Origin of the sequence: Vulcanococcus sp. DEBay_Sum29NL08_54, from assembly GCF_017859255.1 — a bacterium.
GTDB lineage: Bacteria > Cyanobacteriota > Cyanobacteriia > PCC-6307 > Cyanobiaceae > Vulcanococcus.
The window spans coordinates 57,750-82,625 of the sequence record NZ_JAFMNJ010000002.1 but is presented as its reverse complement, the minus strand read 5'-3'; the positions used below and the strand labels follow the sequence as shown (position 1 = coordinate 82,625).

The 24,876-nt window shown below is 58.5% G+C and carries 27 protein-coding genes; 9 read left to right on the top strand and 18 right to left on the bottom strand.

Going from position 1 to position 24,876, the window contains the following annotated elements; translation table 11 throughout:
* Positions 1–520: 520 nt before the first annotated feature.
* Entirely contained in the window at positions 521–1,486 is a 966-nt protein-coding gene (locus QZ186_RS01470) for a sensor domain-containing diguanylate cyclase (protein WP_247478990.1), read from the top strand.
* A gap of 57 nt (positions 1,487–1,543) precedes the next feature.
* Here QZ186_RS01470 and QZ186_RS01465 read toward each other — a convergent pair whose 3' ends face one another.
* On the bottom strand, positions 1,544–1,999 hold the full coding sequence (locus tag QZ186_RS01465; RefSeq protein ID WP_247478989.1) for an Hsp20/alpha crystallin family protein: 456 nt from the start codon (positions 1,997–1,999) through the stop codon (positions 1,544–1,546).
* Between the two features lie 175 nt (positions 2,000–2,174).
* On the opposite strand from QZ186_RS01465, the gene QZ186_RS01460 reads away from it, so the two are divergent.
* The 3 genes from QZ186_RS01460 (at position 2,175) to QZ186_RS01450 (ending at position 4,501) form a co-directional block, all read left to right on the top strand.
* On the top strand, positions 2,175–3,413 hold the full coding sequence (locus QZ186_RS01460) for an RtcB family protein (protein WP_296415319.1): 1,239 nt from the start codon (positions 2,175–2,177) through the stop codon (positions 3,411–3,413).
* Between the two features lie 716 nt (positions 3,414–4,129).
* The gene (locus tag QZ186_RS01455) at positions 4,130–4,267 is read left to right on the top strand and encodes a hypothetical protein (RefSeq protein ID WP_247478983.1); all 138 of its coding nucleotides are present in this window, start codon (positions 4,130–4,132) and stop codon (positions 4,265–4,267) included.
* Between the two features lie 87 nt (positions 4,268–4,354).
* On the top strand, positions 4,355–4,501 hold the full coding sequence (locus QZ186_RS01450) for a chlorophyll a/b-binding protein (RefSeq protein ID WP_247478981.1): 147 nt from the start codon (positions 4,355–4,357) through the stop codon (positions 4,499–4,501).
* An 831-nt stretch (positions 4,502–5,332) separates the two neighbouring features.
* Here the strand turns inward: QZ186_RS01450 and QZ186_RS01445 are convergent.
* The gene (locus QZ186_RS01445; RefSeq protein WP_296415378.1) at positions 5,333–5,473 is read right to left on the bottom strand and encodes a hypothetical protein; all 141 of its coding nucleotides are present in this window, start codon (positions 5,471–5,473) and stop codon (positions 5,333–5,335) included.
* 290 nt (positions 5,474–5,763) lie between these two features.
* Here QZ186_RS01445 and QZ186_RS01440 point away from each other — a divergent pair, with 290 nt between their 5' ends.
* The gene (locus QZ186_RS01440) at positions 5,764–6,387 is read left to right on the top strand and encodes a response regulator transcription factor (protein ID WP_296415314.1); all 624 of its coding nucleotides are present in this window, start codon (positions 5,764–5,766) and stop codon (positions 6,385–6,387) included.
* Here the strand turns inward: QZ186_RS01440 and QZ186_RS01435 are convergent.
* The 14 genes from QZ186_RS01435 to ppsA all read right to left on the bottom strand — a co-directional run bounded on the left by QZ186_RS01435 (position 6,320) and on the right by ppsA (position 22,051).
* The gene (locus tag QZ186_RS01435; RefSeq protein ID WP_296415312.1) at positions 6,320–7,441 is read right to left on the bottom strand and encodes a HAMP domain-containing sensor histidine kinase; all 1,122 of its coding nucleotides are present in this window, start codon (positions 7,439–7,441) and stop codon (positions 6,320–6,322) included. The two genes, QZ186_RS01440 and QZ186_RS01435, sit on opposite strands and share 68 nt — an antisense overlap.
* Positions 7,442–8,738: 1,297 nt before the next feature.
* Positions 8,739–9,770 carry a hydrogenase expression/formation protein HypE gene (gene hypE / locus QZ186_RS01430; protein ID WP_296415309.1) on the bottom strand — a complete coding sequence of 344 codons (1,032 nt, stop codon included), beginning with the start codon at positions 9,768–9,770 and terminating at the stop codon, positions 8,739–8,741.
* Positions 9,771–9,773: 3 nt separating this feature from the next.
* Positions 9,774–10,826, bottom strand: a complete 1,053-nt coding sequence (hypD, locus tag QZ186_RS01425; protein WP_296415308.1) for a hydrogenase formation protein HypD — start codon at positions 10,824–10,826, stop codon at positions 9,774–9,776.
* 16 nt (positions 10,827–10,842) lie between these two features.
* Complete coding sequence (locus tag QZ186_RS01420; protein WP_010317651.1) at positions 10,843–11,034, bottom strand: HypC/HybG/HupF family hydrogenase formation chaperone; 192 nt, start codon at positions 11,032–11,034, stop codon at positions 10,843–10,845.
* A gap of 60 nt (positions 11,035–11,094) precedes the next feature.
* On the bottom strand, positions 11,095–13,401 hold the full coding sequence (gene hypF / locus QZ186_RS01415; RefSeq protein WP_296415304.1) for a carbamoyltransferase HypF: 2,307 nt from the start codon (positions 13,399–13,401) through the stop codon (positions 11,095–11,097).
* On the bottom strand, positions 13,385–14,080 hold the full coding sequence (gene hypB / locus QZ186_RS01410; RefSeq protein ID WP_296415302.1) for a hydrogenase nickel incorporation protein HypB: 696 nt from the start codon (positions 14,078–14,080) through the stop codon (positions 13,385–13,387). The genes hypF and hypB overlap by 17 nt, the downstream gene beginning before the upstream one ends.
* Positions 14,080–14,421, bottom strand: a complete 342-nt coding sequence (locus QZ186_RS01405; RefSeq protein ID WP_296415300.1) for a hydrogenase maturation nickel metallochaperone HypA — start codon at positions 14,419–14,421, stop codon at positions 14,080–14,082. The genes hypB and QZ186_RS01405 overlap by 1 nt, the downstream gene beginning before the upstream one ends.
* A complete protein-coding gene (locus tag QZ186_RS01400) occupies positions 14,414–14,881 on the bottom strand; it encodes a hydrogenase maturation protease (protein ID WP_296415298.1) in 468 nt (155 codons plus the stop codon). Before QZ186_RS01400 ends, QZ186_RS01405 begins: the two co-directional genes overlap by 8 nt.
* The gene (locus tag QZ186_RS01395; protein WP_296415296.1) at positions 14,878–16,350 is read right to left on the bottom strand and encodes a Ni/Fe hydrogenase subunit alpha; all 1,473 of its coding nucleotides are present in this window, start codon (positions 16,348–16,350) and stop codon (positions 14,878–14,880) included. The genes QZ186_RS01400 and QZ186_RS01395 overlap by 4 nt, the downstream gene beginning before the upstream one ends.
* Positions 16,343–16,903 (bottom strand): oxidoreductase, encoded by a 561-nt coding sequence (locus QZ186_RS01390; protein ID WP_296415294.1) that lies wholly within the window; start codon positions 16,901–16,903, stop codon positions 16,343–16,345. The genes QZ186_RS01395 and QZ186_RS01390 overlap by 8 nt, the downstream gene beginning before the upstream one ends.
* The gene (hoxU, locus tag QZ186_RS01385; RefSeq protein WP_247478959.1) at positions 16,900–17,616 is read right to left on the bottom strand and encodes a bidirectional hydrogenase complex protein HoxU; all 717 of its coding nucleotides are present in this window, start codon (positions 17,614–17,616) and stop codon (positions 16,900–16,902) included. The genes QZ186_RS01390 and hoxU overlap by 4 nt, the downstream gene beginning before the upstream one ends.
* Complete coding sequence (locus QZ186_RS01380; protein ID WP_296415291.1) at positions 17,613–19,169, bottom strand: NADH-ubiquinone oxidoreductase-F iron-sulfur binding region domain-containing protein; 1,557 nt, start codon at positions 19,167–19,169, stop codon at positions 17,613–17,615. Before QZ186_RS01380 ends, hoxU begins: the two co-directional genes overlap by 4 nt.
* A complete protein-coding gene (locus QZ186_RS01375; RefSeq protein ID WP_296415288.1) occupies positions 19,166–19,603 on the bottom strand; it encodes an NAD(P)H-dependent oxidoreductase subunit E in 438 nt (145 codons plus the stop codon). Before QZ186_RS01375 ends, QZ186_RS01380 begins: the two co-directional genes overlap by 4 nt.
* A 57-nt stretch (positions 19,604–19,660) precedes the next feature.
* Positions 19,661–22,051, bottom strand: coding sequence for a phosphoenolpyruvate synthase (gene ppsA / locus QZ186_RS01370; RefSeq protein WP_367268111.1), 2,391 nt, complete (start codon positions 22,049–22,051; stop codon positions 19,661–19,663).
* A gap of 512 nt (positions 22,052–22,563) precedes the next feature.
* On the opposite strand from ppsA, the gene QZ186_RS01365 reads away from it, so the two are divergent.
* Both QZ186_RS01365 and QZ186_RS01360 read left to right on the top strand, forming a co-directional pair.
* On the top strand, positions 22,564–22,752 hold the full coding sequence (locus tag QZ186_RS01365) for a hypothetical protein (protein WP_247478956.1): 189 nt from the start codon (positions 22,564–22,566) through the stop codon (positions 22,750–22,752).
* Positions 22,752–22,982: a hypothetical protein gene (locus tag QZ186_RS01360; RefSeq protein ID WP_010317676.1), complete on the top strand. Its 231-nt coding sequence runs from the start codon at positions 22,752–22,754 to the stop codon at positions 22,980–22,982. The genes QZ186_RS01365 and QZ186_RS01360 overlap by 1 nt, the downstream gene beginning before the upstream one ends.
* A gap of 130 nt (positions 22,983–23,112) precedes the next feature.
* Here QZ186_RS01360 and QZ186_RS01355 read toward each other — a convergent pair whose 3' ends face one another.
* Together QZ186_RS01355 and QZ186_RS01350 are read right to left on the bottom strand one after the other, a co-directional pair.
* Positions 23,113–23,286 carry a hypothetical protein gene (locus QZ186_RS01355; protein WP_010317678.1) on the bottom strand — a complete coding sequence of 58 codons (174 nt, stop codon included), beginning with the start codon at positions 23,284–23,286 and terminating at the stop codon, positions 23,113–23,115.
* Positions 23,287–23,475: 189 nt separating this feature from the next.
* Positions 23,476–23,979 carry an MliC family protein gene (locus QZ186_RS01350; RefSeq protein WP_296415283.1) on the bottom strand — a complete coding sequence of 168 codons (504 nt, stop codon included), beginning with the start codon at positions 23,977–23,979 and terminating at the stop codon, positions 23,476–23,478.
* 404 nt (positions 23,980–24,383) lie between these two features.
* On the opposite strand from QZ186_RS01350, the gene QZ186_RS01345 reads away from it, so the two are divergent.
* Positions 24,384–24,539, top strand: a complete 156-nt coding sequence (locus QZ186_RS01345) for a hypothetical protein (protein ID WP_296415281.1) — start codon at positions 24,384–24,386, stop codon at positions 24,537–24,539.
* A gap of 49 nt (positions 24,540–24,588) precedes the next feature.
* Positions 24,589–24,852 carry a hypothetical protein gene (locus QZ186_RS01340; protein WP_010317684.1) on the top strand — a complete coding sequence of 88 codons (264 nt, stop codon included), beginning with the start codon at positions 24,589–24,591 and terminating at the stop codon, positions 24,850–24,852.
* Positions 24,853–24,876: the final 24 nt, after the last annotated feature.

Here is a 24,876-nt window from a genome sequence, read left to right as displayed (position 1 = left end):
CACCTTTGCCTCCTCATTCTTGCGATTGCTCCCCTTGGCTTTCACTCTGTAGTCAAAGTAAGTGATCTATTGCATTTATCTTCACTTTATCTTGTTGTCCTCTCACCCAATCTGCTGCTGATCTGACGCACTACGTCATCGGCTCTTGAATCAACATATTGAATGTACGCCGTACTTACCCCTTGTTGATCTGACAACACAGCGCCTTGATCTGCATGGTCCGACTTCCCTTGACTCTCAACAATGAGGTCGACTCCTCTTGCACTTCATCACTGGAGAATCAAGCCATGCTGTCTGCGCATGTCGTGCGATTAACCCCTTTCAGGCCCTTCGCAGCAGTGGATCTCTCCTGTTTGGATAAACCTGTACTGCAGTTTGCTTCTACTCCACAGTTGCTAGGCCTATCTCAATGGCCTTCTCTTCTTGTTCTGAGTGTCTTTTTTTTAGACATGACCCGCTCAGTTGCTGGCGGGGTCCTTCATGAGAGTGGCTCACGATGACCCCTTATCCCGACTTTCCCATGCCAGTTGATGAGGATCAGAGGTTGCGCGATCTTCAACGCCATGACCTCCTTGATACCCCACCTGATCCACATCTTCAGCGGTTAGTCAAGCTAGCCGCTGACGTGTTTCAGGTGCCCATCGCTTTGGTCTCCCTCGTTGATCAGAACCGCCAATGGTTTCTGGCACGTTATGGTCTCAACGCTACGGAGACCCCACGGCAAGCTGCTTTTTGTGCACACGCCGTCACCCAGAATTCAGTCTTGCTCGTACCCGATGCACTTCAGGACGATCGTTTTTCGAATAATCCACTGGTTTTAGGAGAGCCCTATATCCGCTTCTATGCAGGCGCACCTTTGCTCTCTCCTGATGGGCATAGGCTTGGCACGCTCTGTCTGATTGACCGTGACTCTCGTCCATTCGATGATCATCAGCAGACGATGTTGCAGCAAATGGCTGAACTTGTCATGCGTGAGATTGAACTCCGTCAGCAGAGTCTGCTTTGCCCTGTCACCCATCTTTTTACTCGCAATAGCTTTTTCCACCTCGCATCAATCGAACTGGAGGGGGCTCGTCGTAACGACATACCCCTGGCTCTTCTGAATCTTGATATCGATAACTTTAATCAAGTGAACAATCGCTGGGGGCACCAGGCTGCGGATCAGGTCCTTCTTGACGTTTGTAACTCCGTTAAGCAGCATCTGCGAATCGAAGACTTATTCGGACGGATTGTCGACGAAGAGCTCTCGGTTTTGTTTGTGAACGCCGATGAGTGTCATTCTCTTGCTCTGTCCGAATCAATACGACATGATCTTGAGATCCTTCCGGGCATCTTCGATCATTCTGATTACCGGCCACGAATCAGTGGAGGTCTCGTCAGCCTCTCTCCAAATGACAATGAATTTGCGGATCTCTTCGGTCGTGCTGATCAGGCTCTGTCAATGGCCAAAGGAAATGGCAGAAACCAGATCGTTCGGATTATTTGACGATCGATGGAGTGGCCGATGGTTTTGATTCTCGACCACTCGCTTTGACGATCAACTCTATTGATGCTTTGACTCTCCTATTGTCACCGGAACTTTCTGTGTTCTAGGCTTTTCAACATCACTCTTCTTGGCAATCGTTACGGTCAACTCTCCATTTTCGTAAACAGCATTCACGGTATTGCCGTCTGCATCTTCCGGTAACGAAAAGCTTCTGCTGAAGGTGCCATGATATCGCTCAAGGCGGTGAATCCGAGACCGGCCTTCTAAGCTTTCACGTCCACGCTGGCCTTGGATGGTCAGCATCTCCCCTTCGATGCCCACCGACAGTGCTTCCTTGTCTACGCCTGGCATGTCGGCCTTGATCATATAGCTGTCGTCGCTTTCATGGATATCCACGCGTGGTCCAAACCCGCCCAGTGGTAGTGCAGGTGTGAATCGTGCGTTCGACCAATTCAGAGCGCGATCAACGATATTCTCAATGTCCATCAATGAATCCCACTTGGTCAGATCCACTTGTTCCTCCAAGATGCAAGTATTTGCCTGACCAGGCTAATTCTCGATTACGAATCTCATTCAGCTATTCGCTTATCTGCTGCAGAACCTGCCCTAATCTGCTTCTGATGTGTTGCGTACACATTTTAGTCACTGCTTTTCGATCACTCTTCCATGTGTTGGTTGGACGGCTTTGGTGGATCTCACTCATTGGAAGCAGATCGACCAGTACTGCTGGTCATATTCCGATGCTGGTTCGTTCCCATTGATCGCCTATGGCGACCAGCAGTGCCTTCTCCGCATGCATCCTCAGGTCCTTGAGCAGGCTTGGACTCTGTCTCAATTGCCTGGTCTTTCAACCCCTGTGACTCTGCTTCCCGATGCCCATCCAGGGTTTGCAATGCCCAACGGCTGTGTTGTCGGTTTCGATGCCAATCATGGCGGTGCGATCCTTTCTGGTGACATTCACCTTGATCATGCCTACGGCGTTCGCTGCCTAAAGACGGGGCTCCAACTCTCGCAACTTGAGCCACAGCTTGAGTCCCTCTCTGAAACGTTGCAATCGGGACTAGCTGCAGGATTGATTCAACGTGGTCTGGCCCATTGCAATCAAGACTCTTTTGATCTGATGTTGCGAAGTGGAGCCCATTGGGCTGTAGAGGAGGGTTGGGGTTTTCTTGAGGATCTTCAATATTGCGAACATCAAGGCTTGATGCCTTCTGCTGACCCAGGCGCAGTGTCCGCTCATGCAAAAGACTACGTACGACAGCGTCTAAAACATTTTGGAAATGGCAACCACCATGTAGAGCTTCACGTGGTAGAGGATGTCTATGACCTAGCAACCGCATCCCATTTCGGCTTGCACGTCACCTCTATCGTTGTCGTGATCGAGGCTGGTTCAGCTGGCCTCAGTCAACAGACCTGTCGAGACAACCTTTCCGCACTGCATGGTCTGACCTGGACACCTTTGCACTCAGAGTTAGGTCACCAGTTGCTCGCCTCCATCCACGTTTCTCTTAATTGCGCTCTTGCTTATCGACAGATCCTGACGCACCTAGTCCGAGATGTTTTTCGCCAGTACTGGCCTGATCTCTGTCTGCCCCTACTTGTTGATGCTTCGCACAACAGTGTTCAGGAGGAATCCCATCTTGTCGGTCATGACCCCCGTCATCTTTGGGTGCAGCGACAAGGTTCCACTCGTGCTTTCGGCCCCTGTCATGGCCACGTCCCAGATTTGTACCGTCAGGTTGGTCAACCAGTTCTCTTGGGTGGGGGAATGGGATCTTTTACTGAGGTTCTCTGCGGTGTTGATTCATCTGAACAGAGATCATTGTCGACGAGTTGTTGGAATATCAATGGATCGCTCCTTAGCGAGAAGGCTGGCTTGGTTAGGCGTGTCGCACGTCTAAGGCCCCTGCGTTGTATTCAAGGTTGACTCACGCGATCAATATGTGCAGCGTACCTGTTGCTTCGCTGCACATATTGATCGCTCTTGCTGCAACTACTGTCCGTCGCACTTCCTACCCGTCAGCATGACGTGACGTCTACCCTCTGCCTCCTTGTGTAGAACCTTTTGAAAGGACGAACGCTCTTTTAAAACTCTCTCTTGAGTCTTGGTGCCAGTCCATTTGTCTTGTTGACCTTTCTCGCTGATTCTGGTTTCTCTTGTCTCTTCAATCGATTACCTCTTCTTCAGCGTTTCTCTTTTGAGGTCTCTTTCTTTGTCTAAGTTCCGCCGCAACATGACCTTTGCTGGCCTCTCGACCACATGCATCAGACTGCATCACCTAGCATCACCATGCATCGCTTAGCTTCCCAGTGGCCGACACATCTGTGCCTGCTATGGGCGATCGAGGTCGGCCCCCGTTGAAATCAGAACCTCGCAAGCAGCTTTCGATGGTTCTGCCGCCAATGCTGCTTAATGCCATCAAGCAGCGCTCCAGAGAGCTCAGTCTCACCGTGACTGCGTACATCATTCAGCTTGTGCGGCAGGACCTCAACTGGAGCGGCATGGGTGATCCTTCCACCCAAGAACGCTTGGACCAGATTGAGCAACGGCTCCGGTCGCTAGAGCATCACGATCGGGATCTATAGAATATGTAGACCCATGCTTACTGCTTGCGCATGCCCCGGGCAAACCCGCAAAAGAATGTGCGTGCTTGCATCAGCATCCGTTCGGACATTCACGAACGTCTATCGACCCTGGCGGAGCAGGAGGGCCGCAGCTTCAGCAACCTGTGCGCCTATTTGCTTGAGCAGGCGATCGACAGTCTGAATCAGGACGATTGAGTTTGCGGCACCTTTGAGTCATATTTGCTTTCTCTTCCGTCGAGTTCAAGAATGTTGCTTTGATTGAGTTGGTTTCTTCATTGCTCAATGAACTCAATTCGCAACTGGGGTTTTACCGCCGAGGCCGAACTCTTGAATGGCCGTCTCGCGATGCTTGGTTTTGTGATTGCGATCGCTACCGAATTGCTTACCGGCAGTGGTGTCGCCCATCAGTTGAGGGCTCTATTGCCTTAGTAATCTCTCCTGACGACTTGCGTCTCTGATGTGTTGCCTCTTTTGAGTGTCACATTCGATTATTACTTACGCCAATACCAAATCTGCTTGAACGATGGACAATACCGATTGGGAAGTTGGATTTAGGGGGCTTGACTTTGATGAGCTCCTCAAAAACGACCAAGCCGCTTCAACGCTTTGGTTTCTCGCAGGCTACCTCAAGGGTGTCACTGACTGTAATGATCTTCGCGATGGCGAACGTTGCATGGTGCACGAACCTGATGGTGAGCCTGGTTGGAGTCTTAGTACCTCTCGCTGATCGTCCCTTCTCTTTGACTTTCAGCTCATAGCACGTTGGCTCCATCTACCTACCGCTTTGTCATCCCCTATTCACCATCAAATTCTTTTGTCTAGGAATGACCTCACTGCCTGTCACGACATCCTGCTATTCCCTCCGGATCTCTTCTCTTCAGGCGCAGCTGATTCAACTTCTCGAGGAAGCTCGTCTCCAGCACTGTGCTCCTGATCGCCTCGAAACCTTGCAGGATCAGATGAAGCCCCTTTACCGATCTCTTTGGGCCATCTACTCAGAACTCGAGCAGGACGACCCTTGAATGATCGATGCCTCAGGTTCCTGTGTGCAGCTGGCTTCTCGAGTTTGTTTGCTCAGCCGAGCCACCGACGATTTACGTCTTTCCCCATTCCTTTTGGAACGTTCGCTTAGTCGCGATCCGCGATGGCAACTTTACAAGGAATTCTGTTGCCATCAGATGTTGTCGTTCCTGACTTTCTCTTGCGTTGGTTCAACGCTTGAGTTGGAAATAGCCACGGGTCGTCTGGCCTCGATCAATCCTAGTGATCTTCGAGGGCATTCTCGAGTAAGTATGCAGCCAGGTTGCTGAGGGAGCGTCCCTCCTGCTGGCTGCGATCAACAAGTGCTTCGAGTGTCGAGTGAGCCACGGTGATTGTTAGCCGTTGACTCGATCGAAACATCAGGCGTTGGTGCTCGGCATAGATCGCCATCTGCACCTCCTTAAGACTTTCTTTAGTCTGGCTTTGTTGATATTTCCTGTTCAAGGTCCCAATTCAGGGCCACCTGTATTGGGACCCCCTTCGCAGCAGACTGCTGCAAATCTTTTTGGGTGATGGGCTGCCTACTGCCCCGTGATCTCTCTGTTCTCACTCAATTGTGCCATTCTCCTCGTCTCCGTAAATCATCCCACTATTGGGACATGACATCTGGCGCCTGATGGTGTTATCTGATATCGAAGTGCACCCCAAGCTTGGACGTTATTGTTCTCGATGACCACCAGATGGTTGGTCAGGCCATAGCTGGGATCCTTTCAGAGGTCGCTGGCTTTAATGTTCTCGGGGTTAGCTGTACCGTTGATAATGCCTGCGATCTGATTCGCGCCTCTCCTCCAGATCTTCTTGTTATTGATGTCCAGCTTGGTGGCGATTCCTACCGCCCCGCTCCGGACCTCTTGCTTCAACTTAATCCCAACGCGGCGCTCCTTTTTGTGACTGCCCTGGCCGAAGAGTTTCTGGCGCCAACGGATCTACAGCCTTTCACAATCGGCATTGTCAATAAGTCACAGGCTTGGGACTCCATGCTCGAGGTTCTCCAGTCATGGTGGCGCCACCGAACGGATGATCTCTATTTGCCTTTGCCGGGATGCGAGCAGCATCTTAGGGCGATCACTACCTTGAGCCCCAGGGAGCAGCGTGTCATCGAGGCCCTCGGCCGAGGCCTTCTTAATAAGGAAATAGCAGTAGAGCTCAATCTGTCATTGGCTACCGTTGAGACTTATCGTAAAGGTGTTGCTTCTAAGCTCGGAATCAGTGGTTCTGAACTTGTTCGGATTGCCACGCTTTATCGTTGTTGGCGCTGGGGGCGCATGGATTAGCTGGAAGACTCAGGCATATCTGTGCACCGCCAAGTTGTTTGGAGCTGCCCAGGATGAGCTCCCCGCTGTGCCCTAAAGCAATTGTCTCTACACACAAAATTCCAACGCCCATCCCACTCTCGCCCTTGCTCTCAAGGAGTAGTTCCTGACTTCTCTTGCTTGGCAGTCCCTTCCCGCTATCGGCGACCTGCAACAGGACATTGCCTCTCTTTCGAGTAACCGAGACTTGAATCCTACGTTTTCGTCTGTAGTTCTTATTGGCGGCATCGCTTGCATTCTTCAGTAGATTATCGACCGCTAATAGGAGCTGATCCTTGTCCCCGTGTACACATTGATGGTTCATGCTGCGTTTGAACTCAATATCGATCTTGGTATTCTCTTCTTTGTGCTTCCACCTTTTTAAGCGGTTTTCAACCAAACTTGTTACGTCGACTGTTTCGAAACTATTCTTGTCCTCTCGCAATAGGCGTGTGACTGTTCCCACCAGCTGATCGACCTCCTCGGCGCTTTGCTGGATTTGTCTGATCTCTGTTCTGACTTTTGTTGGTAGATCAGATTTCTGTGCTGTGCGGAAGCACAGTAATTTGCACTCAATAATTACGTGACTCAGCGGTTGCCGTATTTCATGAGCAAGTATTGAGGCTCTCAGGCTTTGCTCCAGCTTTGATTGCAGGCGGCCTTGCTGCTTCACCTGCTCGGAGTGCTTCTGCTCCAGTTGGCTTCTCAAATATGCAGCCCAGATGCACACCGCTATCAATACAAGCCGGCGCAGGACCAACAGAGTCCATTCGTTTTGCGTTAGTTCGATTTCCTGGGTGATCAGGAACGATCCCTGCATGCCCATGGACGCAATCAGGAGAAGGCTTTCCTGCCAATGGTTCAGCACCAATATCCCTGCAACTGCTACCAAGAACGCCCATGGCGGTGATCGCAGAGCGAAGTCACTCAGGTAACGGCTGTCGACCTGGGTGTGTACCAGTACCGATGTGCCAAGAAGAACCCCTGTTATTCCCCAGCCGTTTTTAGCTGTTCCCCGTAGCCCTGCCGCAGACATGGCATCCCTTGGGTGAATCTACATCCAATCTGCACCACCGCGGGACCTGCCGCCACGGCAGGCTCCCCTGACGTCACTGCCTTTCCTTGAGTTCCACTGCACTGCAACGGTTCTTGGTGATCAGCGTCTGCCTGGATGCCCTGTTTGGAGCGCCTCTGTTTGTGTTCCACGGGCTCTGTGGTTTTCGTCATTGAGGCCGATCGGGGCCGTCTTTGACCTTCTCCATTTCAAGTCGACACTGCTTCCTTGTTGCCCGTTTGTCTTGACTAGGAAGGACTCTATGTAGCCGCGGTGGTGAATGCTATGGCCTGTCTTTGTGACGTGATGGTGGTAGTCGCACAGGTTCGTTCTGTACATGAGCGATCCTCTCTCGACTTCTTTCTAGTCATTGACCACCCTCTTTCTCCTGCCCTGTGTCCGATCTCCCGCGCCATCGAATCTGATTTGCTGCGCCTTCGTCTTCTTGGCCTTCGGTGGTGCTTTTGCCTGGCCCAGCCTGGGCAGTCTTGCACTCGTTCTGCTGTCTCTTGGTTCCACTTCTCGCCGCTGGCCAGTTGCCTCGATCGCTTTACTTCCTTCTCGCGTGATTGGATCTCCCGTTTCTGTGTCGACCCGTTCTTCGCGTTTCAGGTTTTCGGTTGGCGCTTAGATGCGGCCGGCAGAAGCGTTGATGTGTCCTGTTGTTTTCCTTCTGCCTCATTGCTTTGTGTGCTTTCCAGAGTCCTTCGATTATGGCGCAATTGAGATCCTTGTCGCACACACGATAATTGCCGTTTCCAATCGATTCAATGGTGCCTCCATTCGGTGTCCTGTGAATCTCCTTAGGATCAAGCATTGCAACCCTGTCTCTTCTCTTCTGTCCTAGCCCGTGTTTTCCTCCTCGCCTATTTCCTTCCGGAATCGCGGCATCATCGCGGCGTTGAGCGTTACCTTCTGCTCGCTTGTGGTCAGCTTTTTACTTCTTCTCTGATGTTGGTTGGCACCACGCTTCTTTCTACGCTGCGTCTACGACTCCTGCCTCGGCCAATGCCTGCCTGAGTTTCCTTAGCAGCACCCCCATCCACGGTTGCCATACCACCCGGCCGTAGGGGTGCTTTATCGGCCGATAACGTGATCTCGCCTGGATTGTGTTGAAGAGTAGTCGCGCTTCCTGTTCATTGAGCTGCACTGTGATCTGTCTGTCCACGAGGTCCTTCAAGCATCATTCAAGTGTGGCTTTGATTCTTCGTTCTTTCCGTTTTTGATCACATCTGCATTGCATCTGCAGCCGATCTCTCCGTTTCACGTCCCTCTGCGGTCAACAGATTCTCGGTATCTGCTCCCCTTCAGCGAGAACCATTGGGCAATTCACCCCCAGCTCGCTGATCAAGCTGACCGGATAGCGCGCGTCTAGAGATGATCCATCGGCCCATCTCTGTCCCACCGTGCCAACCCTCGCTGCTTCTGGTTGATATCGCTGAAGCACCGTCAAGGCCAGATCCTCCTGCTCGGCAGGGCAGATCACCAGCATCCGACCTTCGTTCGCCATTGCTAGTGGATCCAGCCCAAGGACCTCGCAGGCCGCGTTCACGCTTGGATGCACTGGAATGCGCTGCTGCTCGAGCTGCAGGGTGCACTGACCACTTCTTGCGATCTCATCGCTTGCACTCGCCAAGCCCCCCCTCGTCAGATCACGTAGGCAGTGCAGCTCCACTCCGGCTGCCAGTAGCTCCATCACCGGCTCCAGCAGGCAGCCCAGATCACTCTCGATTGGGCTCCTCAAACCCAACTCAGCGCGCGCCGACAGCACGGCCAATCCGTGGCGCCCAAGGTCGCCACTGACGATGACGGCATCACCTGGCCTGATGGCGCTTGGACTGATGTTCAGCGGGTGTTCCACCACTCCAATGGCTGTGCTGTTGATGAACAACCCATCACCCTTTCCCCGTTCCACCACCTTTGTGTCCCCGGTGATCACCTCCACGCCGATGCCTCGGCAGGCCTCGCCCACTGAATCGATCACCCGAGCCAGACAGTCGACTTCAAGACCCTCCTCGATGATCAGCGACAGGCTCAGGGCGAGTGGTCTTGCCCCCGCCATGGCCAGGTCGTTCACGCTTCCATAGACCGCCAGTCGTCCGATGTCTCCCCCGGGGAAGAACAAGGGCCTCACCACATAGGAGTCTGTGCTGAACGCCAGTTGCGGGCCGGGTGTGTAGAGGAGTGCCGCATCATGCAGCACGTTCTTCTGGTGGCCGAGCTTTGGCACCACCAACTCGGTGATCAGCTCCCGCATTAGGCGGCCGCCACCCCCATGCCCCATCTGGATTCTTCCGTCGGGTGGCTGCATCGCTCAGTGATGAAACCTGAAATAGGCGGCACAGGCCCCCTCGCTTGAGACCATCGGTGCCCCCAATGGGTGAGCGGGAGTGCAGGCGTCTCCAAAGCTTGGACACTCGCCTGGCCGCATCAAGCCCCTGAGAACCTGACCACTTGGGCATTGCCCATTGCCGTAGGGCTGTCCGTCCAGCTCCTCCGGCTCCACCGCCAGAGCTGTATAGGGATCACGCAACCGATATCCGCCTTTGCCGATGACCCCGAGACCTCGCCACACCCTGTCGACGGGTTCAAAGACGGTCTCAATCAACCGGCGAGCGTCCCTGTTCCCCCCCTGATCGACGACCGCCTCGTAGGCATTCCTGAGGTCATGGCGTCCTTCCTCCAGCTGCTTGATGCAGCACAAAATCCCTCGTAGCAATGCCTCCGGGCTGAACCCAGTCATCACGATCGGGCGTCTGTGCTGCGCCGCCAGATCCACGTACTCAGCCTCTCCCATGACCGCACAGACGTGCCCAGCAGCCAGTAAGCCCTGCACAGTGCAGGCCGGGTCCCCGAGCAATTGATCCAGTGCTGGCGCAACCCGGACATGGGCCATCAACAGTCGAAGATTCGTGAGCCTCTGCTGATGGGCCTGTTGAACCAGCAGGCCCGTCGCGGGGGCCGTGGTCTCAAAGCCCACTGCCAGAAACACCACCTGACGATCCGTTTCCCGCCTTGCGATCTCCAGCACATCAAGGGGGGAGTAGATCACGCGTACATCGGCACCTTCCGATCGGCACCCCAGCAGATTGCTCCCATCGCTCCCAGGCACTCGAAGCATGTCGCCGTAGGAGCAGAGCGTGACCTCAGGCTTTTTGACCAAAGCAATGGCCTGATCAATGCGTTCGCTGTCTGTCACACAGACCGGGCAGCCAGGCCCGTGGATCAGCTCGATCGAGTCCTCCAGCAGCCGATCCAGCCCATGGCGCAGTAGGGCATGGGTCTGACCGCCGCAGACCTCCATCACTGTCCAGCGCTGGCTGCAGCAGCCCCGTATTTGCTCGAGCAAAGCGACGCATTCACTCATCTGCCCAGCTGCAGCGTCATCGCTCCGGCTCCATCACCTTCAGAGCCACCCCGACATGCACCAGCAGCTGGTCCCCGATCTGAGCCGTCGGGACGCAGGCCAGGCTGACCTGGCGCAGGACCCCTGCAAAGGAAACATCCCCCACACGCCAGAGGGGGTCGGGGTGGTGATTGCTGCTGACTAACTCACCAGCGACGGCCAGGCACATGCCTTCCTAGTGGCGTTCAGCTCGTTCTATATGGGGTTTTGGCGCCCGTTGGCCGCTGCCTCAGATCTGCGGCACAGCCAGCAGCTGACCGATCGGGAGGCTGGCGTCATTGCAGGGCAGTTGCTGACACCAAAGCGCACGGACACCGACCTGTTGCAGGCCCAGAACGCAACGTTCCAAGAGCAACTTGTTCTGGAAGCAGCCCCCCGCCAGAAGCAGTTGATCAACGCCCTGGGACTGCGCCAGGTTCACGACCGCCTGGGCCAGGCTTTGGTGAAACGCCAGTGAGAGCGCGGCCGGGGAGATGTGCTCCCCCAAGCCATTCAGAACGGCCTCGAGCAGTGGCGCCCAGTTCCACACCCAGATCCCTTCAGCGGCAGACCACTCCAGCGGCAGGGGGTAAGTCGGCGAGGCCTCTCCCCTCTCCAGTGCCTGGGTCGCCAACCCCTCGAGTGCCATCGCCGCCTGGGCCTCGAAGCTGCAGGTTTGCTGCACCCCAAGCAAGGCCGCGAAGCCATCAAACAGCCGCCCCATGCTGGAGCAGCGATGGCGATTCACCCCGCAGACCAGGCTCTGTTCCAGTAGCGCACGATCCGCCTCAGGGAATGCGGACCACCAGGGCGTCTCCAGTGGCTGCAGCCTGGCTCGCCAGTTGGGTCCATAGGCCTCCAGCAGCATCCCCAGGGCCGCCCGTCGCGGTTCCCGTAGGGCGCGCTCGCCTCCTGGCAATGGGAATGAGCGAAGGGTGGCGACCCGCCGGTAGCCGTCGCCTTCAAGCTCCAGGGCTTCCCCGCCCCAGATCGTGCCGTCATCTCCGAGTCCAGATCCATCCCAGGCCAGTCCGCATTGCGCTCCGCTCAGGCCGTGTTCGGCCATCACCGCCAGCAGATGGGCCTGGTGATGCTGCACCTGCAGTCGCCTCGCTGGAAGGGACTGGCTGAGGTGTTCGGCGTAGGCACTGGAGCTGTAGCTCCGGTGGCGATCACTCACAATCCACCTTGGAGTGACGGCGTGGCGCCGCATCCAGGTGCGGCTAGTGCTCTCGAAATGCTCGGCACCGCAGCGACTGGAGAGATCACCAAGATCGGGGCTCAACACCCGATGCGTCTTCAGCTGTAGGGCAAAAGCACCTTTGACCTGTGCACCCACGGCCAGTTGCACCGGAGCGGAGCATGGCTGGGCTTGGGTTGGAAGGGCGAGGGGCGCGAGACCACGCCCGAGCCGCAGCACCAGGGGGGCACCGGCGGCCCAGCGCATCACGCTGTCGTCGATGCGGTTGACGATGCGTAATTCATGACTCAGCACACCATCCGCCAGGGAGGCGAGCAAGGCCTCATCGGCGTTGACATCGGCCGCAATCGGCTCCCCGGAACGATTGGCGCTGGTGCAGACCAAGGGGGAACCAACGTGCTCGAGCAAGAGCTGTTGCAAGCCACTGGCCGGGCGCATCACCCCCAACCAGGGACTTGATCCCGCCACCCGTGCATCCACACCCGCATCAGGGCTACGGCGCATCAGCACGATCGGGGCGAGAGGGGACTGCCAGAGCTCCAGTTCAGGCTCTGATGGTCGACAGATCTCCTCGAGCGCTGCTCTGCTGCTGAGTAGGGCCAGGGGTTTTTCAGGCCGCCCCTTTCTGCTCCGCAGCCTGGCCAACGCTTGGCCGTGGGTTGGATCAGCCAGGAGTTGAAAGCCACCGACCCCCTGCAGGGCGAGGATGCCCCCTGCCTGCAGTAGCTGCGTCGCGGCCTGCAGGCCTTCCCCGTAGTCCGCAATCCTTTGGTTCCAGCTCAGGCTTGGTCCGCAGGCCGGGCAGCTAATCGTCTGAGCATGAAAGCGGCGGTCCTCGGGATTGGCGTATTCCGCAGCGCAGGTGGCGCACGGCGGGAAGGCGGAGAAGCTGGTGTTGTCCCGCTCAAACGGCAACGTCTGCAGGAGGCTGTAGCGCGGTCCGCACTGGGCGCAACTGATGAAGGGATAGCCGAAGCGTCGGTTGCTCGGATCCAGAAGCTCGGCCAGGCATGCCCTGCAGAGGGCCAGATCTGGTGCGATCAGTGCCGAGGAACCCGGTGACGGCTGGGAGGGCACAATCCGGAACGGTCGCTTGCCGCAGGGGATCTGCCGCCAACCCGGTTGCACCTGGTCCATCCGACTGTGTGTTGGGGGATCCCTCAGCAGCTGTTTGAGAAACACCTCGAGTTGAGGCCTCGAGCCATGCAGCTCCAGGATCACGCCGCTTGTGTTGTTGGCGACCCAGCCACCCAGCCCCAGTCGTGTGGCCCTGCGATGGATGGCCGGGCGAAACCCAATGCCCTGCACCCGCCCACTGAGCTGCAGCTGCAGCGCCCACTCAGTTCCGCTGCTCATCCTGCAGCCAGGCCATGACAGCCTCTACCCCGACTCCCGATCGAGCAGAGATGGCAAAGACCTCTGCCTGGGGAGCCGTGTCCCTGAGATTGGCGAGGGCGGCGCGGCGATCAAAGCCCACCACCTCCTCCAGGTCGATCTTGTTGATCAGCACTGCATCGACACTTCTGAATAGGGCCGGGTATTTCAGGGGTTTGTCCTCACCCTCGGTGACCGAGATCAAGGCGATCCGCAGGTGTTCCCCCAACGCAAAAGCCGTGGGGCAGACGAGATTGCCGACGTTCTCGATCATCAAGAGATCCATCCCTTTGGTCTCCAGCTGAACAAAGGCGCGAGCCACCAGATCGGCCTCCAGATGGCAGAGATCCCCTGTCTGGATCTGCACAGACCGTGCCCCTGCACTCTTCAGACGCTGGGCGTCGTTATCGGTGGCCAAATCGCCAACGATCACCCCGATGGGTGGTCGCGGCCACTGGCGCGCCAGCTGCTCGAGAAAAGCGGTCTTCCCTGATCCCGGTGCGGAGACCAGATTCACCGCGAGCAAACCGTGTCGCTGGAAGTGGATTCGGTTGTGCAAGGCCTGTTGCTCATTGCGCTCCAGCAGGTTGCGTTGGAGAACGATCCGCGTTGGCTCTGGTGTGAGTGGAGCACCCTGCTCACAGCCGCACTGGCCACACATCAGGAGACCTCCATCGAAACCAGCTCAAGCTCGCGGCCCTCGAGAACGTCGCTGGAGAGCGCACCGCAGCGGCTGCACTGATGAATCAGATCCGTTGGCCGAAAGGCCTGGCGGCAGTGAGCGCAGAAACAGCGGGTTTTCACCACCTCCAGCTCAAGACGAGTGCTGCTCCAGGGGGGGGCTGTCGCCACCACGGCAAAGGCCTGACGCAAGGCTTCCGCATCCACGCCGGAGAGGTTGCCGATTCGCAACAGGAGCGAATGGATCGTGCTGGCTCCCTGATCCCTGGCCGCCTGTTGGGCGATGCGGCAGAGCTCATCGATCAGCGCTAACTCATGCATGACCTGATCCCCAGGCGCGGACCAGGGGCACGGCCATGGCCGCCGCTGTTGAGGTCAAGGGGGAGAGTTCCATTCCATGCTCCCAATGCAGGGAGGGGATCAGTAGCTGCCAGGCCGGTGGTCTCGAGCTGTACAAGGCCTCAGCCAGGGCCAAGAGATCCTGGGGGGTGCCCTGATGGCTCAAGGACGTCTTCGTCAGGGGGAGGCACCCCAGGGGCTCGAGTTGGGGAGAGGACCAGCGCGAACATCGCTCCGGATCGATGGTGGAGTCGATGAACAACACCCGGCTTGCGGTGGCAATCGGCTCTGCAAACTCCGGCATGAGCTGGTGGCTCGCAATCACCCGGCAGGGCACCGCTAACTCGTCCTGCAGGGCAGCAGCGATGCGATAGCCGGCGCTGTCATCACCCCTCTGCAGGTTGCCGATGCCAATCACAAGGGGCTTCAGCGCAGTGCTCATTCGCGTTTCAGCTCCTGGAGTAGATCTCCCTCTGCACTCAACAGCTGCACCTGCAGGGGCATGGCTCCTGCGGCATGTGTGCTGCAGGACAGGCACGGATCGAAGCAACGAATCCCCGCTTCGATGCGGTTGAGCAGTGCCTCGTTGAGCTGGGCCGCCTGGGTCTGCGTTGGGGTGAGGTAATGCCTGGCGATCTGGGTCACCGTGCGATTCATCGCCCCGTTGTTCTGGCCGGTGGCAATGATCAGATTCACCTTCTCAATCAGCCCATTGGCATCCACCCGGTAGTGGTGCAGCAGGGTGCCGCGGGGTGCCTCACTCACGCCCACGGCCTCCAGGCAGTTGACCTCTGCTCGGGCGCGCACGTGGGGGGAGCACAGCTCGGGATCATCCAGCAGCTGCTCCATCTGCTCTAGGCAGGCCAGGATCTCCACCAAGCGAGCCAGGTGATAGAGGAACGAGGCCGTCACCACGCGCCCCCCCCGTTGGCGGAACTCCAGCAACTCGCGATCGGCCCGTTCCGTGCCAATCCGCGTGCAGAGGTTCAGCCGGGCCAGGGGGCCGACGCGATAACTCCCGGCCTCCAGGCCTAAGGGCCGGTAGTAGGGGAATTTGAGGTAGCTCCAAGGCTCCACCGCTTCGGCGATGAAGGAGGCGTAGTCGTCTTCCCGCAAGCCATCGGCAAGCACGCCACCTTGGCTATCGATGACCCGGATGCCCTGGCAGAGGGATCCACTGGTGTGCTCCCAGCGATCGCCATGGCCGATCAACCCCACAAAGAGCGAGGGAAAGTGGCCAAAGACCTCGAGTTCTTCACGCAGTTGTCGATCGAGCAACTCTTTGAACACCCTCAGCCCCTGCTCGACAACGGCGAAGGCCTCGGGCAGTCCGGCTCGGATTTGATCGCGGGTCTCGATCGCTAATGGGCTGCGCACTCCCCCCGGGACGGCCCAGGCGGCATGGATTTTGCGCCCCCCCAAGGCCTCGATGACGCCCTGGCCGAATTGACGTAGGCGGATTCCACTGCGGGCCAGATCAGGGTTCGCCGCGATCAGACCAAAGATGTTGCGTCGTGCCGGATCACTGTTCCAGCCCAAGAGGAAATCGGGACTGCTGAGGTGAAAGAAGGACAGGGCGTGCGATTGGGTGATCTGCGCCAAGTTCATGAGGCGGCGCAGCTTCTCCGCCGTAGGGGGGATCGAGACCCCGAGGATCTTGTCTCCGGTTTTGGCTGCGGTCAGCAGATGACTGACCGGACAGATCCCGCAGATCCGGGCCGTGATGGCGGCCATCTCGGTGAAGGGTCTGCCCTCGCAGAACTTCTCAAAACCGCGGTATTCAGTGACGTGGAAGCGGGCCGTCTCCACCGCCCCCGAGGCATCGAGCTGGATCGAGATCTTGGCGTGACCTTCGATTCGGGTCACTGGATCGATCTGAATCCGGCGCCGTTGCTGGCTCGCTTCAGCCAAAACGGATCTCCCGGTTGGCCTGGAGCGGAGGCCGCTGATCCTGCAGCAGTGCCTCTAGCGCTGATCGGATCTGCGCCGCACTGGGCGGACATCCCGGCAGGAACATCTCCACGGCGACCAACTCATGGACTGGCAGGACCCGATCGAGGAGCTCAGGGATGAGACCTGGTGCATGGGGGCGTTGGGCGCTGCTGTCGGCTAGATCCAGGTAGCCGCGCCGGAGCACGGGATCGGCGCCCTGGAGCATGTTGCGCATCCCTGGGACGTTGGCCGTGATGGCGCAATCGCCAAAGCTCACCAGGATTTGTGAGTTGGCCCTCACCTGCAGCAGCAGTTCCAGGTTGTCCTCGTTGGCGACCCCTCCCTCCACGAGGGCGATGTCGACATTTTGGGGATAGAGCTTCTGGTCCGATCCCACCGGGCTGTAGACGATGTCGGCTTGCTCGGCGAGCTCCAGGAGCCATTCATCGAGATCGAGAAACGACATGTGGCAGCCCGAACAACCCGCCAACCAAACCGTGGCCAGACGCTTGCGGGGGGAGGAGGTGCTCATGGCTGCCAGTGCTGATGGGTGCGTGCCTCGACCAGGGCCTGGAGCCGCTCTGGATGACCGTGCTTTTCTGCGCTGTTGTCCCCCTTGTGGAAGAGGGCACCGGTGGGGCAGACCTCCACGCACTTGCCGCAATCGGTGCAGGCCTGGACCTCCCCCCAGGGCTCAGCCAGGCCGGAGATGATCTGGCACTGCTCGCCCCGCCAGCCCACATCCCAGACGTGGGCGCCCTCCACTTCATCGCAGACCCGAACGCAACGGGTGCAGAGAATGCAGCGGTTGTGATCCAAGCCAAATCGCGCGTGGGAAAGATCCACTGACCGCTCTGGAAATCGATAGGGGAGGCGGCTGTGATCCATGCCCACCTGCACCGCGAGGTCCTGAAGTTCACAATCCCCATTGGCGACACAGATCGCACAGACATGGTTCCCCTCGGTGAACAGCATTTCGATCACCGAACGTCGGATCTCCTCCAATTGCGGGGTGTTGGTCTTGACCCTCATCCCCTCCTGCACACTGGTGACACAAGCGGCCTGCAGCTTCTCTGTTCCTTCCAGCGCCACCAGGCAGAGACGGCAGGCCGCCACCGCTGACACCCCCTCGAGAGCGCAAAGGGTGGGAACGGAGAGGCCCTCGGAGCGGATGGCCGCCAAGAGAGTCGTTCCGGATGAGACCGCTACATCGCGGTCGTCAATGCGCAGGGTGACGATGCTCATGGGCGCCGGTCCCTCTGCAGCAAGGCGAGAAAGTCGCCCCGGTAATGACGCAGGCTGCTCAGCACTGGATTGGGCGCGTTTTGGCCCAATCCACACAAACTGGCCTCTTTAACGGTGTGGCAGAGGCTCTCCAACTGGCTTAGGTCGGAGCCTGTCCCTTGGCCCGCCAGCAGCTTGCGCAGCAGCATCTCCAGCTGGACCGTGCCGCAGCGGCAGGGGATGCATTTGCCGCAGGACTCTTCTCGGCAGAAGGCCATGAAGAAGGCGGCCAGATCCACCATGTCGGTGGTGTCATCCATCACCACCATCCCGCCCGAGCCCATGATCGTGCCGAGCTCACGCAGGCTCTCGTAATCCACAGGGGTGTCCAGGTGGCTGGCGGGGACACAGCCCCCCGATGGCCCTCCGGTCTGGACCGCCTTGATCTGATGGCCGTTCTTTGGGCCACCGGCCATCGTCTCCACAATCGTGCGCAGGCTCGTGCCCATGGGCACTTCGACGACTCCACTGCGTTGCACGTGGCCTGTCAGGGAGAAGACCTTGGTGCCTTGGCCGTAGGCCTCCAGTCCCAGACGCAACAACGCAGGGATGTTGGCGAAGGTTTCGACGTTGTTAATCAGTGTGGGGAATCCATGGACCCCTTGCTCTGCCGGAAAGGGCGGACGGGGTCTGGGCACACCCCGCCGTCCCTCGATCGAATGGATTAAGGCGGTTTCCTCTCCGCAGACATAGGCGCCGGCTCCCACGCGAAGCTCCAGATCAAAACGGAAGCCGCTAGCGCCCACCGAGCCACCAAGCCAACCGCTCTGCCTGGCCTGCTCGATTCCCCGCCGCAACCGCTCAATCGCCAGGGGGTATTCACCGCGGACATAGATCCATCCCCGCTCTGCCCCCACAGCGAAGGCTGCAATCACCATCCCCTCAAGCAGGGTGTGGGGGTCTCCCTCCATCACCGTGCGATCCATAAAGGCACCGGGATCGCCCTCATCGGCGTTGCAGACCACGACCTTGGAGTCCCCCGGCATGGCGGCGACGGCGGCCCACTTCAAACCCGTGGGATAGCCCGCGCCGCCGCGACCCCGTAGCCCACTGCGCCTGACGCGCTCGATGATGGCCAGGGGATCGTTCTCCTGCAGAACACGCCGCAGCTGGAGGTAGGCACCGGCTGCCTCGGCCTCCTCCAATGACTCGGGGTCAATGCGCCCGCACTGCGCCAGCACCAGGCGCCGCTGCAGGGCGAGGAAGGGTTCCTCAGGCAGGATCTCTCGACTCCCGGAGGGTTGCCATGCGATCAGGGCACCGCGACTCAAGGTTGTCTCAAGCTCCGTGGGGAGGGACTCCAGCGCAGAGTGCTCAAGAGCCATCAACCGGGATCCAGCCTCGGTATCGATGACCATCAACGGCCCTTCGCTGCAGGGGCCCAGACAGCCGACCCCTTTGACCGATAGGCCTGCTTCACCCTGCCTGGCGACGGCAGCGCAGTGCTGCAGCAAGCCCTCACTCCCTCGGCTGCGGCAGCTGGTGGACGTGCAGAAACGAAGGCCGCTTCTCATGGCTTCAGCCTTCGAAGACCAGCAAGCGCTGTGGCACTGGTCTGGTGAGTCCAGATGTCGCCATCGACAACCAGCAGTGGTCCTCCGCTGCAGCTGCCAATGCAGCGCACCGAGCCCAGCTCGCACCAGGGCTGCTTGAGGGTCGTCTGGAGTGCCTTGAACAGGAGGCCTGCGCCCTGAACATGGCAAGCCGTGCCGGTGCAAACCAGGCACTGATGCCGAGGTGGAGGACTGAGGCGAAAGAGGTGATAAAAACTCGCCGTGCCCTGCACGCGGCTCAAAGGCAATCGCAGGAGACCGGCGACATGGCGCAGCAGGCTGGGGCTGAGGTGGCCATAGATCTGTTGAGCGGCGGCGAGCACCTCCAGCAGGGCCTCGGCTCGGTAGCCGTGACGCCTCAGAACTGGATCTAACGCATCAAAAACAGGCGACATCGCCCCAGCTCGCTCATCTCCGCAAGGTATTGAGGAGATGACTGGCGAACGGCAACCTCAGCAGAGCTGCTGCTCAATGCTGGCAATGGCCAGTCGTGTCTTGATCACAGCATCGGGATTGAGGCTGATGGAGTCGATGCCTTCCTTGACCAGGAACTCCGCGAACTCTGGATAGTCACTCGGGGCCTGTCCGCAGATTCCGATCTTGGAACCGCATTGCTTCGCGGTCCGAATGGCCAAGCGCACCATCTCCAGTACTGCTGGGTGACGTTCATCAAAGAGCTCGGCCACCAGAGCGGAATCCCGGTCCAGGCCCAAGGTGAGCTGGGTGAGGTCATTGGAGCCGATGGAGAAGCCATCGAAACGCTGGGCAAAGGCTTCGGCCGCCATGACGTTGCTTGGCAGTTCACACATCACATAAACCTCAAGACCCTGCTCTCCTCGCACCAGACCATGGAGGGCCATCTCCTCCAGCACCCGATCCCCCTCTTCCGGGGTGCGGCAGAAGGGCACCATTGGGATGACATTGCTCAGTCCCATGTGCTGGCGAACAGCGATGAGGGCCTTGCATTCCAAGGCGAACGCCTCACGAAAGGCCGGTGAGGTGTAACGCGATGCACCACGCCAGCCGAGCATCGGGTTCGCCTCGACTGGCTCAAATCCGCTGCCCCCCAGCAGCTTGGCGTACTCGTTGCTTTTGAAGTCGGAGAAACGCAGGACCACAGGCCTTGGGTAAAAGGCTGCGGCCAGACGTCCGATTCCCTGCGCCAGTCGATCGACGTAGTAGTCGGCGGGGTTGGCGTAGCCGGCCGTGAGCTGGAGGATCGCCTGCTGCTCGTCCTGGCTCACCACCCGGTTGAGGTGGAGCAACGCCATCGGATGCACACGGATCTGATTGGCGATGATGAACTCCAGCCGGGCCAGGCCCACGCCATCGCATGGAATGGCCGCAAGGTTGAAGGCCTCCTCCGGGTTCCCCACATTCATGAGGATCTGGGTTCGAGTCGCGGGCAGATCCCCCACAGCGCTCTCCTCCACCCGGAAGGGCAGGGCACCGCGATAGACGCGCCCCTCATCACCTTCGCAACAGCTCAGCGTGATGGTTTCTCCATCCAGGATGCGCTCTGTCGCCTGGTCCGCGCCGACGACGGCCGTGATGCCCATTTCCCGAGCAATGATCGCCGCATGACAGGTGCGGCTGCCTCGATTGGTCACCACACCGCTGGCCCGCTTGAGCACCGGTTCCCAGTCGGGATCGGTGCGATCGGTCACCAGCAGGTCACCGCTTTGAAAACGGTGAATCTCACTGGGGTGATGCAGGATCCGTGCTGCGCCACTACTGACCGATGTCCCGATGGCGCGTCCTCTGCAAAGCAACGCCGCGTCATGGGGGTCGAGATGCCAGCTCCGCAGCACGTTGACGTCTCGGCGAGATTTCACCGTTTCAGGTCTGGCCTGAAGGATGAAGAGTTCTCCGGTCTTGCCGTCCTTGGCCCACTCAATATCCATCGGTGTGGCTTGCCCGTGTCGCTCGCTGTAGTGGGCCTCGATCTGGCAAGCCCAGCGGGCCAATTGCAGGACCTCCGCTTGATCGAGGGCAAAGCGTTGCCGATCGCAGGCCGGCACCGATTCGTTCCGGGTTGATCCCGCTTGCGCGTAGACCATGCGAATGGCCTTCTCTCCCAGCCGTTGGCTGACGATCGGTGCAAAACCCTCGAGAAGGGTCGGTTTGAAAATCAGGTATTCATCAGGATTGACGGCTCCTTGCACCACGTTCTCGCCCAAGCCGTAGGCCGCCGTGAGAAGAACCACATCACGAAACCCCGACTCGGTATCGAGGCTGAACATCACCCCCGAGCAGGCCAGATCGGAGCGCACCATGCGCTGAATGCCGATCGAAAGGGCCACATCGAAGTGATCAAAGCCGTTCAGTTGCCGGTAGGAAATGGCCCGGTCGGTGAACAGTGAGGCATAGCAACGCCGGCAGGCCTCTAGCAGTGCTGCCTCGCCCTCCACATTGAGATAGGTCTCCTGCTGACCGGCAAAGGATGCCTGTGGCAGATCTTCAGCAGTGGCGCTGGAACGCACAGCCACAGCAGGTGATCCCAGCTCTCGGTAGTGCAGCAGCAGTTGCTCCTCAAGCTCGATCGGCAGGGGTGCCTTGAGAAGGAGGTCGCGAGCGGCGGCTCCAGCTTGTTGAAGTGCGGGGAGCTGCTCTGCGTCGAGACCATCGAGGCAGTCATGCAGGCCTTGGCTGAGATGGGCGGAATCCAGGAGAACTCGGTAGGCGTGAGCGGTCGTTGCAAAGCCCGAGGGAACCTTGATGCCTTGGTTTGATAGCTCTCGGATCATCTCGCCGAGAGAAGCATTCTTGCCGCCTACAAGTGAGATGGCTTCGAGGCCAACCTGCTCAAACGGGAGGACTAACCGGAGTGCTGGAGAACTGATTGCTTTCACTTCGGTCACTACACTCTGTCTTCAAAGTAGTGAGAACCGCTTTCTCTGAACGCAGCTTTGATGCTGAGTTGGCGGCGAATCTAATCGACCTTTGTTTCTCTAGGACAGCAGGTTGACCGCTGGGCGATTCATGTTGCTGTGGATGTGCAGCATTGAACGCCAACGCCTTCGATACTGCTGAAGGTTGAGAGGTGAATGAATGTGGGTCAATGGATGATTGGCGCGTCTGTGGTTCGTTTTTAGTTGGTGCTGGAGGTGCGGCAAAGCTTCCGCCAACGTCTGAGCCCCCAGCACGGCTGACCTGGTCGAGGTCCCATGGAGAGGAGTTGGACCAGAGCCTGTCTGCAGATGGAGCCCATGACGCAGCCGATTCGTTCCTCGGCGGGAGTCATCCGCTGACGAGACGGGACGAGCCAGTCGCGGCCTTGCCGGGGCGCTTCCTATTGGATCAGGACGGTTCTGCCTGGGATTGTCTTTGCGGCCAGGGTGGATATCAAGGTGACTTGCAAGGGTTTCTGCTGGAGCTGGAGCAGAAGCCTGAGTTTCGAGCCGGCGTGATGCTGCAGGCCCTGAGTCGATTGAGGGATGTACTGAAGTCCGAGCCAGAGGATGCGGCACTGGAGACGATGGTGCCATTGCTGATGCGTGACGCACTGGTGATCTCTCGGGCGCTGTTGGAGCGGTTGCGCTGATGGAGAGCGTCTCAAGCGATCAGGTCGATGAGCTGATTGGTTTGCTGGTGGCCCTGGCCATCGAGCATGTGGTGCAGGAGCGGTTGACCCATCAAGAGGCACGCCTGATTCGTGCAGCTCTTGCGGATTCAGAACTGGATGCGCAGATCAATACAGCAAAGGAAACGGTGCTGGCGGCCTTGTTAATTACCGTGCCAGATGTTTTCAATGCAGCCCTAGGTTTTGATTGAGCCGAGGCTCTGCTGAGGGTGGTGCATGTGACCTCTCAAGCACGCCTGCTGCAGCGTTGAAAACCAAGTCCTAGAGACGGACAAGTTCCTCCGAGTCAGGGGAACCTGTCTGGGTTGATTCAGAATTGAACTAGCCCTCGGATCCATCCACAAGGACGAGTGCTTCCATCAGGCTGTGTTCAATGCCACGCAACGTGTCGACCAGTGACAGGGCGGCGTCTTCGTCACTCCAGCCATGAATGCCCATCAGCTCATTGTGGATGGCTTCAATGGACAGCGACAGTTCATCGGTGAGCAAGGTCAAGCTCTTGCTGTGTTTTACGGCGGCATTCAGGCGATGTTTTAGCAAATCACGCCTTGATAGAGCTTTCATTGGGCTAGGCCAATTGGATCTATTGCTAGTCAACACAATCCATCTGTTCAATCGATGGTTGATGCCAGGGATACGCCTCAGAAGTGCGGCCGAATGCCGCACTTCTTGCACTCCTTGCCGTTATCGACAGCTGATCACTTGGCCCAACCAATCGATCCGGGTCGTGCCTTGATGCTCCCAGAGTTCAACGCCTGGCGCCCTGTAGCGGGCGCCGCTGCCGGTTAGAGCGATGTGTTGATCGCCGATGGCCAGATCTGCCCCTGTTGGTGTGTAGGCCACCGAGACTGGTTCGCTCCTGCCGGCGCACTGCAGGGAGTGCCGCCAGAAGACGCTCAAGGTGTAGTCCCCCTCGCGGGTAAAGCGCAGGCCCTGCTCGCTGTTGCTGCGCTGATAGCTCTGTCCTTGTTGATCGGCCGGGAAGTGAAAGGCCCAGCGCTTGCCCATCTGAACGTTGACGTTCCCCTGGTGTTGGGAGAACTGGCAGGGACCGGACTCCAGGGCAATGGTGTGGTCGTGGCGGCTGAGCTGGCAGTAGGCGACCGTGTTGTCGGCGCGGGCCGGAGGCTGCTGGCTCAGGGCGGCGATCCCGATCAGGGTCAACAGCGGCAGGACTGAGCGGCGCATGGCTCCTGGGCCGGTTCTCCCTGCTATAGCCCAGCAAAAACCCCTGGACCCAAACGAGCCCAGGGGTTGCGGTTTCCTCTGGAGCGTCAGTCGCTCACTTCTTGGTCAGGGCAGCGGCTCCGCCGAAGGCTGCACCGACGATGGCGATGACGGCAAGGATTTCCATGGCAGGGGGGTGAGGTGGTGGTTGTGCGTTGACTGTCTCCCCCGATGGACCTTTGGGTTTGTTCAATCTGAACCCCGTTCACAGAATCCGGTTGTCGTTGCTACGGATGGGGAAAGTCGTCGGCAGTTGCGCTCTTTCTCGGTGCGCACTTCTACCTGTTTTTCAAGAGGTGTTTAAAGCGGACAGTTCGCTGCTGTTGCGCTGCCAACCCTGAATAGACCATCCCCGACAACCGCTCATGCCTGCGTCCCCACGTCCTGCTTCCCAACACGATCGCCCTGCGGTGCAGCAGGCCATCTGGAGCTGGCGTGAGGAGGTGATGCGCCATCCCCACTGCCATCCGGCTGCGCTGCAGCGCGCGCTCAATCCCAGTGAGGGCGTTCCCGTGCGCTAGGTCCTTCTGCGGCTTGCTTTAGGCCCCGGCGCTGTGCCTGGATGGAGGCATGACGCCTGAACTGGCTGCTGACGTTCTGGAGGCTCTGCTGCTGCTCCATGAGGAGCTCTCAGCGGATCCGGAGGCCCCTTGGTACGTGGGAATGCCGGATCAGACCCAGGTGCTGCATGACGAGCTCTGGCTGCTGGCTGGGGCCAATCCCGGAATCAAGAGCGCGGCCTTAGTGGAGCTTTGGTACGGCAAGGGACGCTCCAAGCTTCTGCCGGTGGAGTGCACCGGTGAACTGGTGAGCAGCCGGCATCAGTTGGTCTGAGCCTGCCCCCTGGTGATCGGCATG

Bases quoted from the DNA above. Each gene is read 5' to 3' on its own strand.
- QZ186_RS01470 (WP_247478990.1), top strand. From the start codon at position 521: ATGCCAGTTGATGAGGATCAGAGGTTGCGCGATCTTCAACGCCATGAC.
- QZ186_RS01450 (WP_247478981.1), top strand. From the start codon at position 4,355: ATGAACTCAATTCGCAACTGGGGTTTTACCGCCGAGGCCGAACTCTTG.
- QZ186_RS01445 (WP_296415378.1), bottom strand. From the start codon at position 5,473: ATGTTTCGATCGAGTCAACGGCTAACAATCACCGTGGCTCACTCGACA.
- QZ186_RS01435 (WP_296415312.1), bottom strand. From the start codon at position 7,441: ATGTCTGCGGCAGGGCTACGGGGAACAGCTAAAAACGGCTGGGGAATA.
- hypE (WP_296415309.1), bottom strand. From the start codon at position 9,770: ATGCAGCCACCCGACGGAAGAATCCAGATGGGGCATGGGGGTGGCGGC.
- hypD (WP_296415308.1), bottom strand. From the start codon at position 10,826: ATGAGTGAATGCGTCGCTTTGCTCGAGCAAATACGGGGCTGCTGCAGC.
- QZ186_RS01420 (WP_010317651.1), bottom strand. From the start codon at position 11,034: ATGTGCCTGGCCGTCGCTGGTGAGTTAGTCAGCAGCAATCACCACCCC.
- hypF (WP_296415304.1), bottom strand. From the start codon at position 13,401: ATGAGCAGCGGAACTGAGTGGGCGCTGCAGCTGCAGCTCAGTGGGCGG.
- hypB (WP_296415302.1), bottom strand. From the start codon at position 14,080: ATGTGTGGCCAGTGCGGCTGTGAGCAGGGTGCTCCACTCACACCAGAG.
- QZ186_RS01405 (WP_296415300.1), bottom strand. From the start codon at position 14,421: ATGCATGAGTTAGCGCTGATCGATGAGCTCTGCCGCATCGCCCAACAG.
- QZ186_RS01400 (WP_296415298.1), bottom strand. From the start codon at position 14,881: ATGAGCACTGCGCTGAAGCCCCTTGTGATTGGCATCGGCAACCTGCAG.
- QZ186_RS01390 (WP_296415294.1), bottom strand. From the start codon at position 16,903: ATGAGCACCTCCTCCCCCCGCAAGCGTCTGGCCACGGTTTGGTTGGCG.
- hoxU (WP_247478959.1), bottom strand. From the start codon at position 17,616: ATGAGCATCGTCACCCTGCGCATTGACGACCGCGATGTAGCGGTCTCA.
- QZ186_RS01380 (WP_296415291.1), bottom strand. From the start codon at position 19,169: ATGAGAAGCGGCCTTCGTTTCTGCACGTCCACCAGCTGCCGCAGCCGA.
- QZ186_RS01375 (WP_296415288.1), bottom strand. From the start codon at position 19,603: ATGTCGCCTGTTTTTGATGCGTTAGATCCAGTTCTGAGGCGTCACGGC.
- QZ186_RS01360 (WP_010317676.1), top strand. From the start codon at position 22,752: ATGGAGAGCGTCTCAAGCGATCAGGTCGATGAGCTGATTGGTTTGCTG.
- QZ186_RS01350 (WP_296415283.1), bottom strand. From the start codon at position 23,979: ATGCGCCGCTCAGTCCTGCCGCTGTTGACCCTGATCGGGATCGCCGCC.
- QZ186_RS01345 (WP_296415281.1), top strand. From the start codon at position 24,384: ATGCCTGCGTCCCCACGTCCTGCTTCCCAACACGATCGCCCTGCGGTG.
- QZ186_RS01340 (WP_010317684.1), top strand. From the start codon at position 24,589: ATGACGCCTGAACTGGCTGCTGACGTTCTGGAGGCTCTGCTGCTGCTC.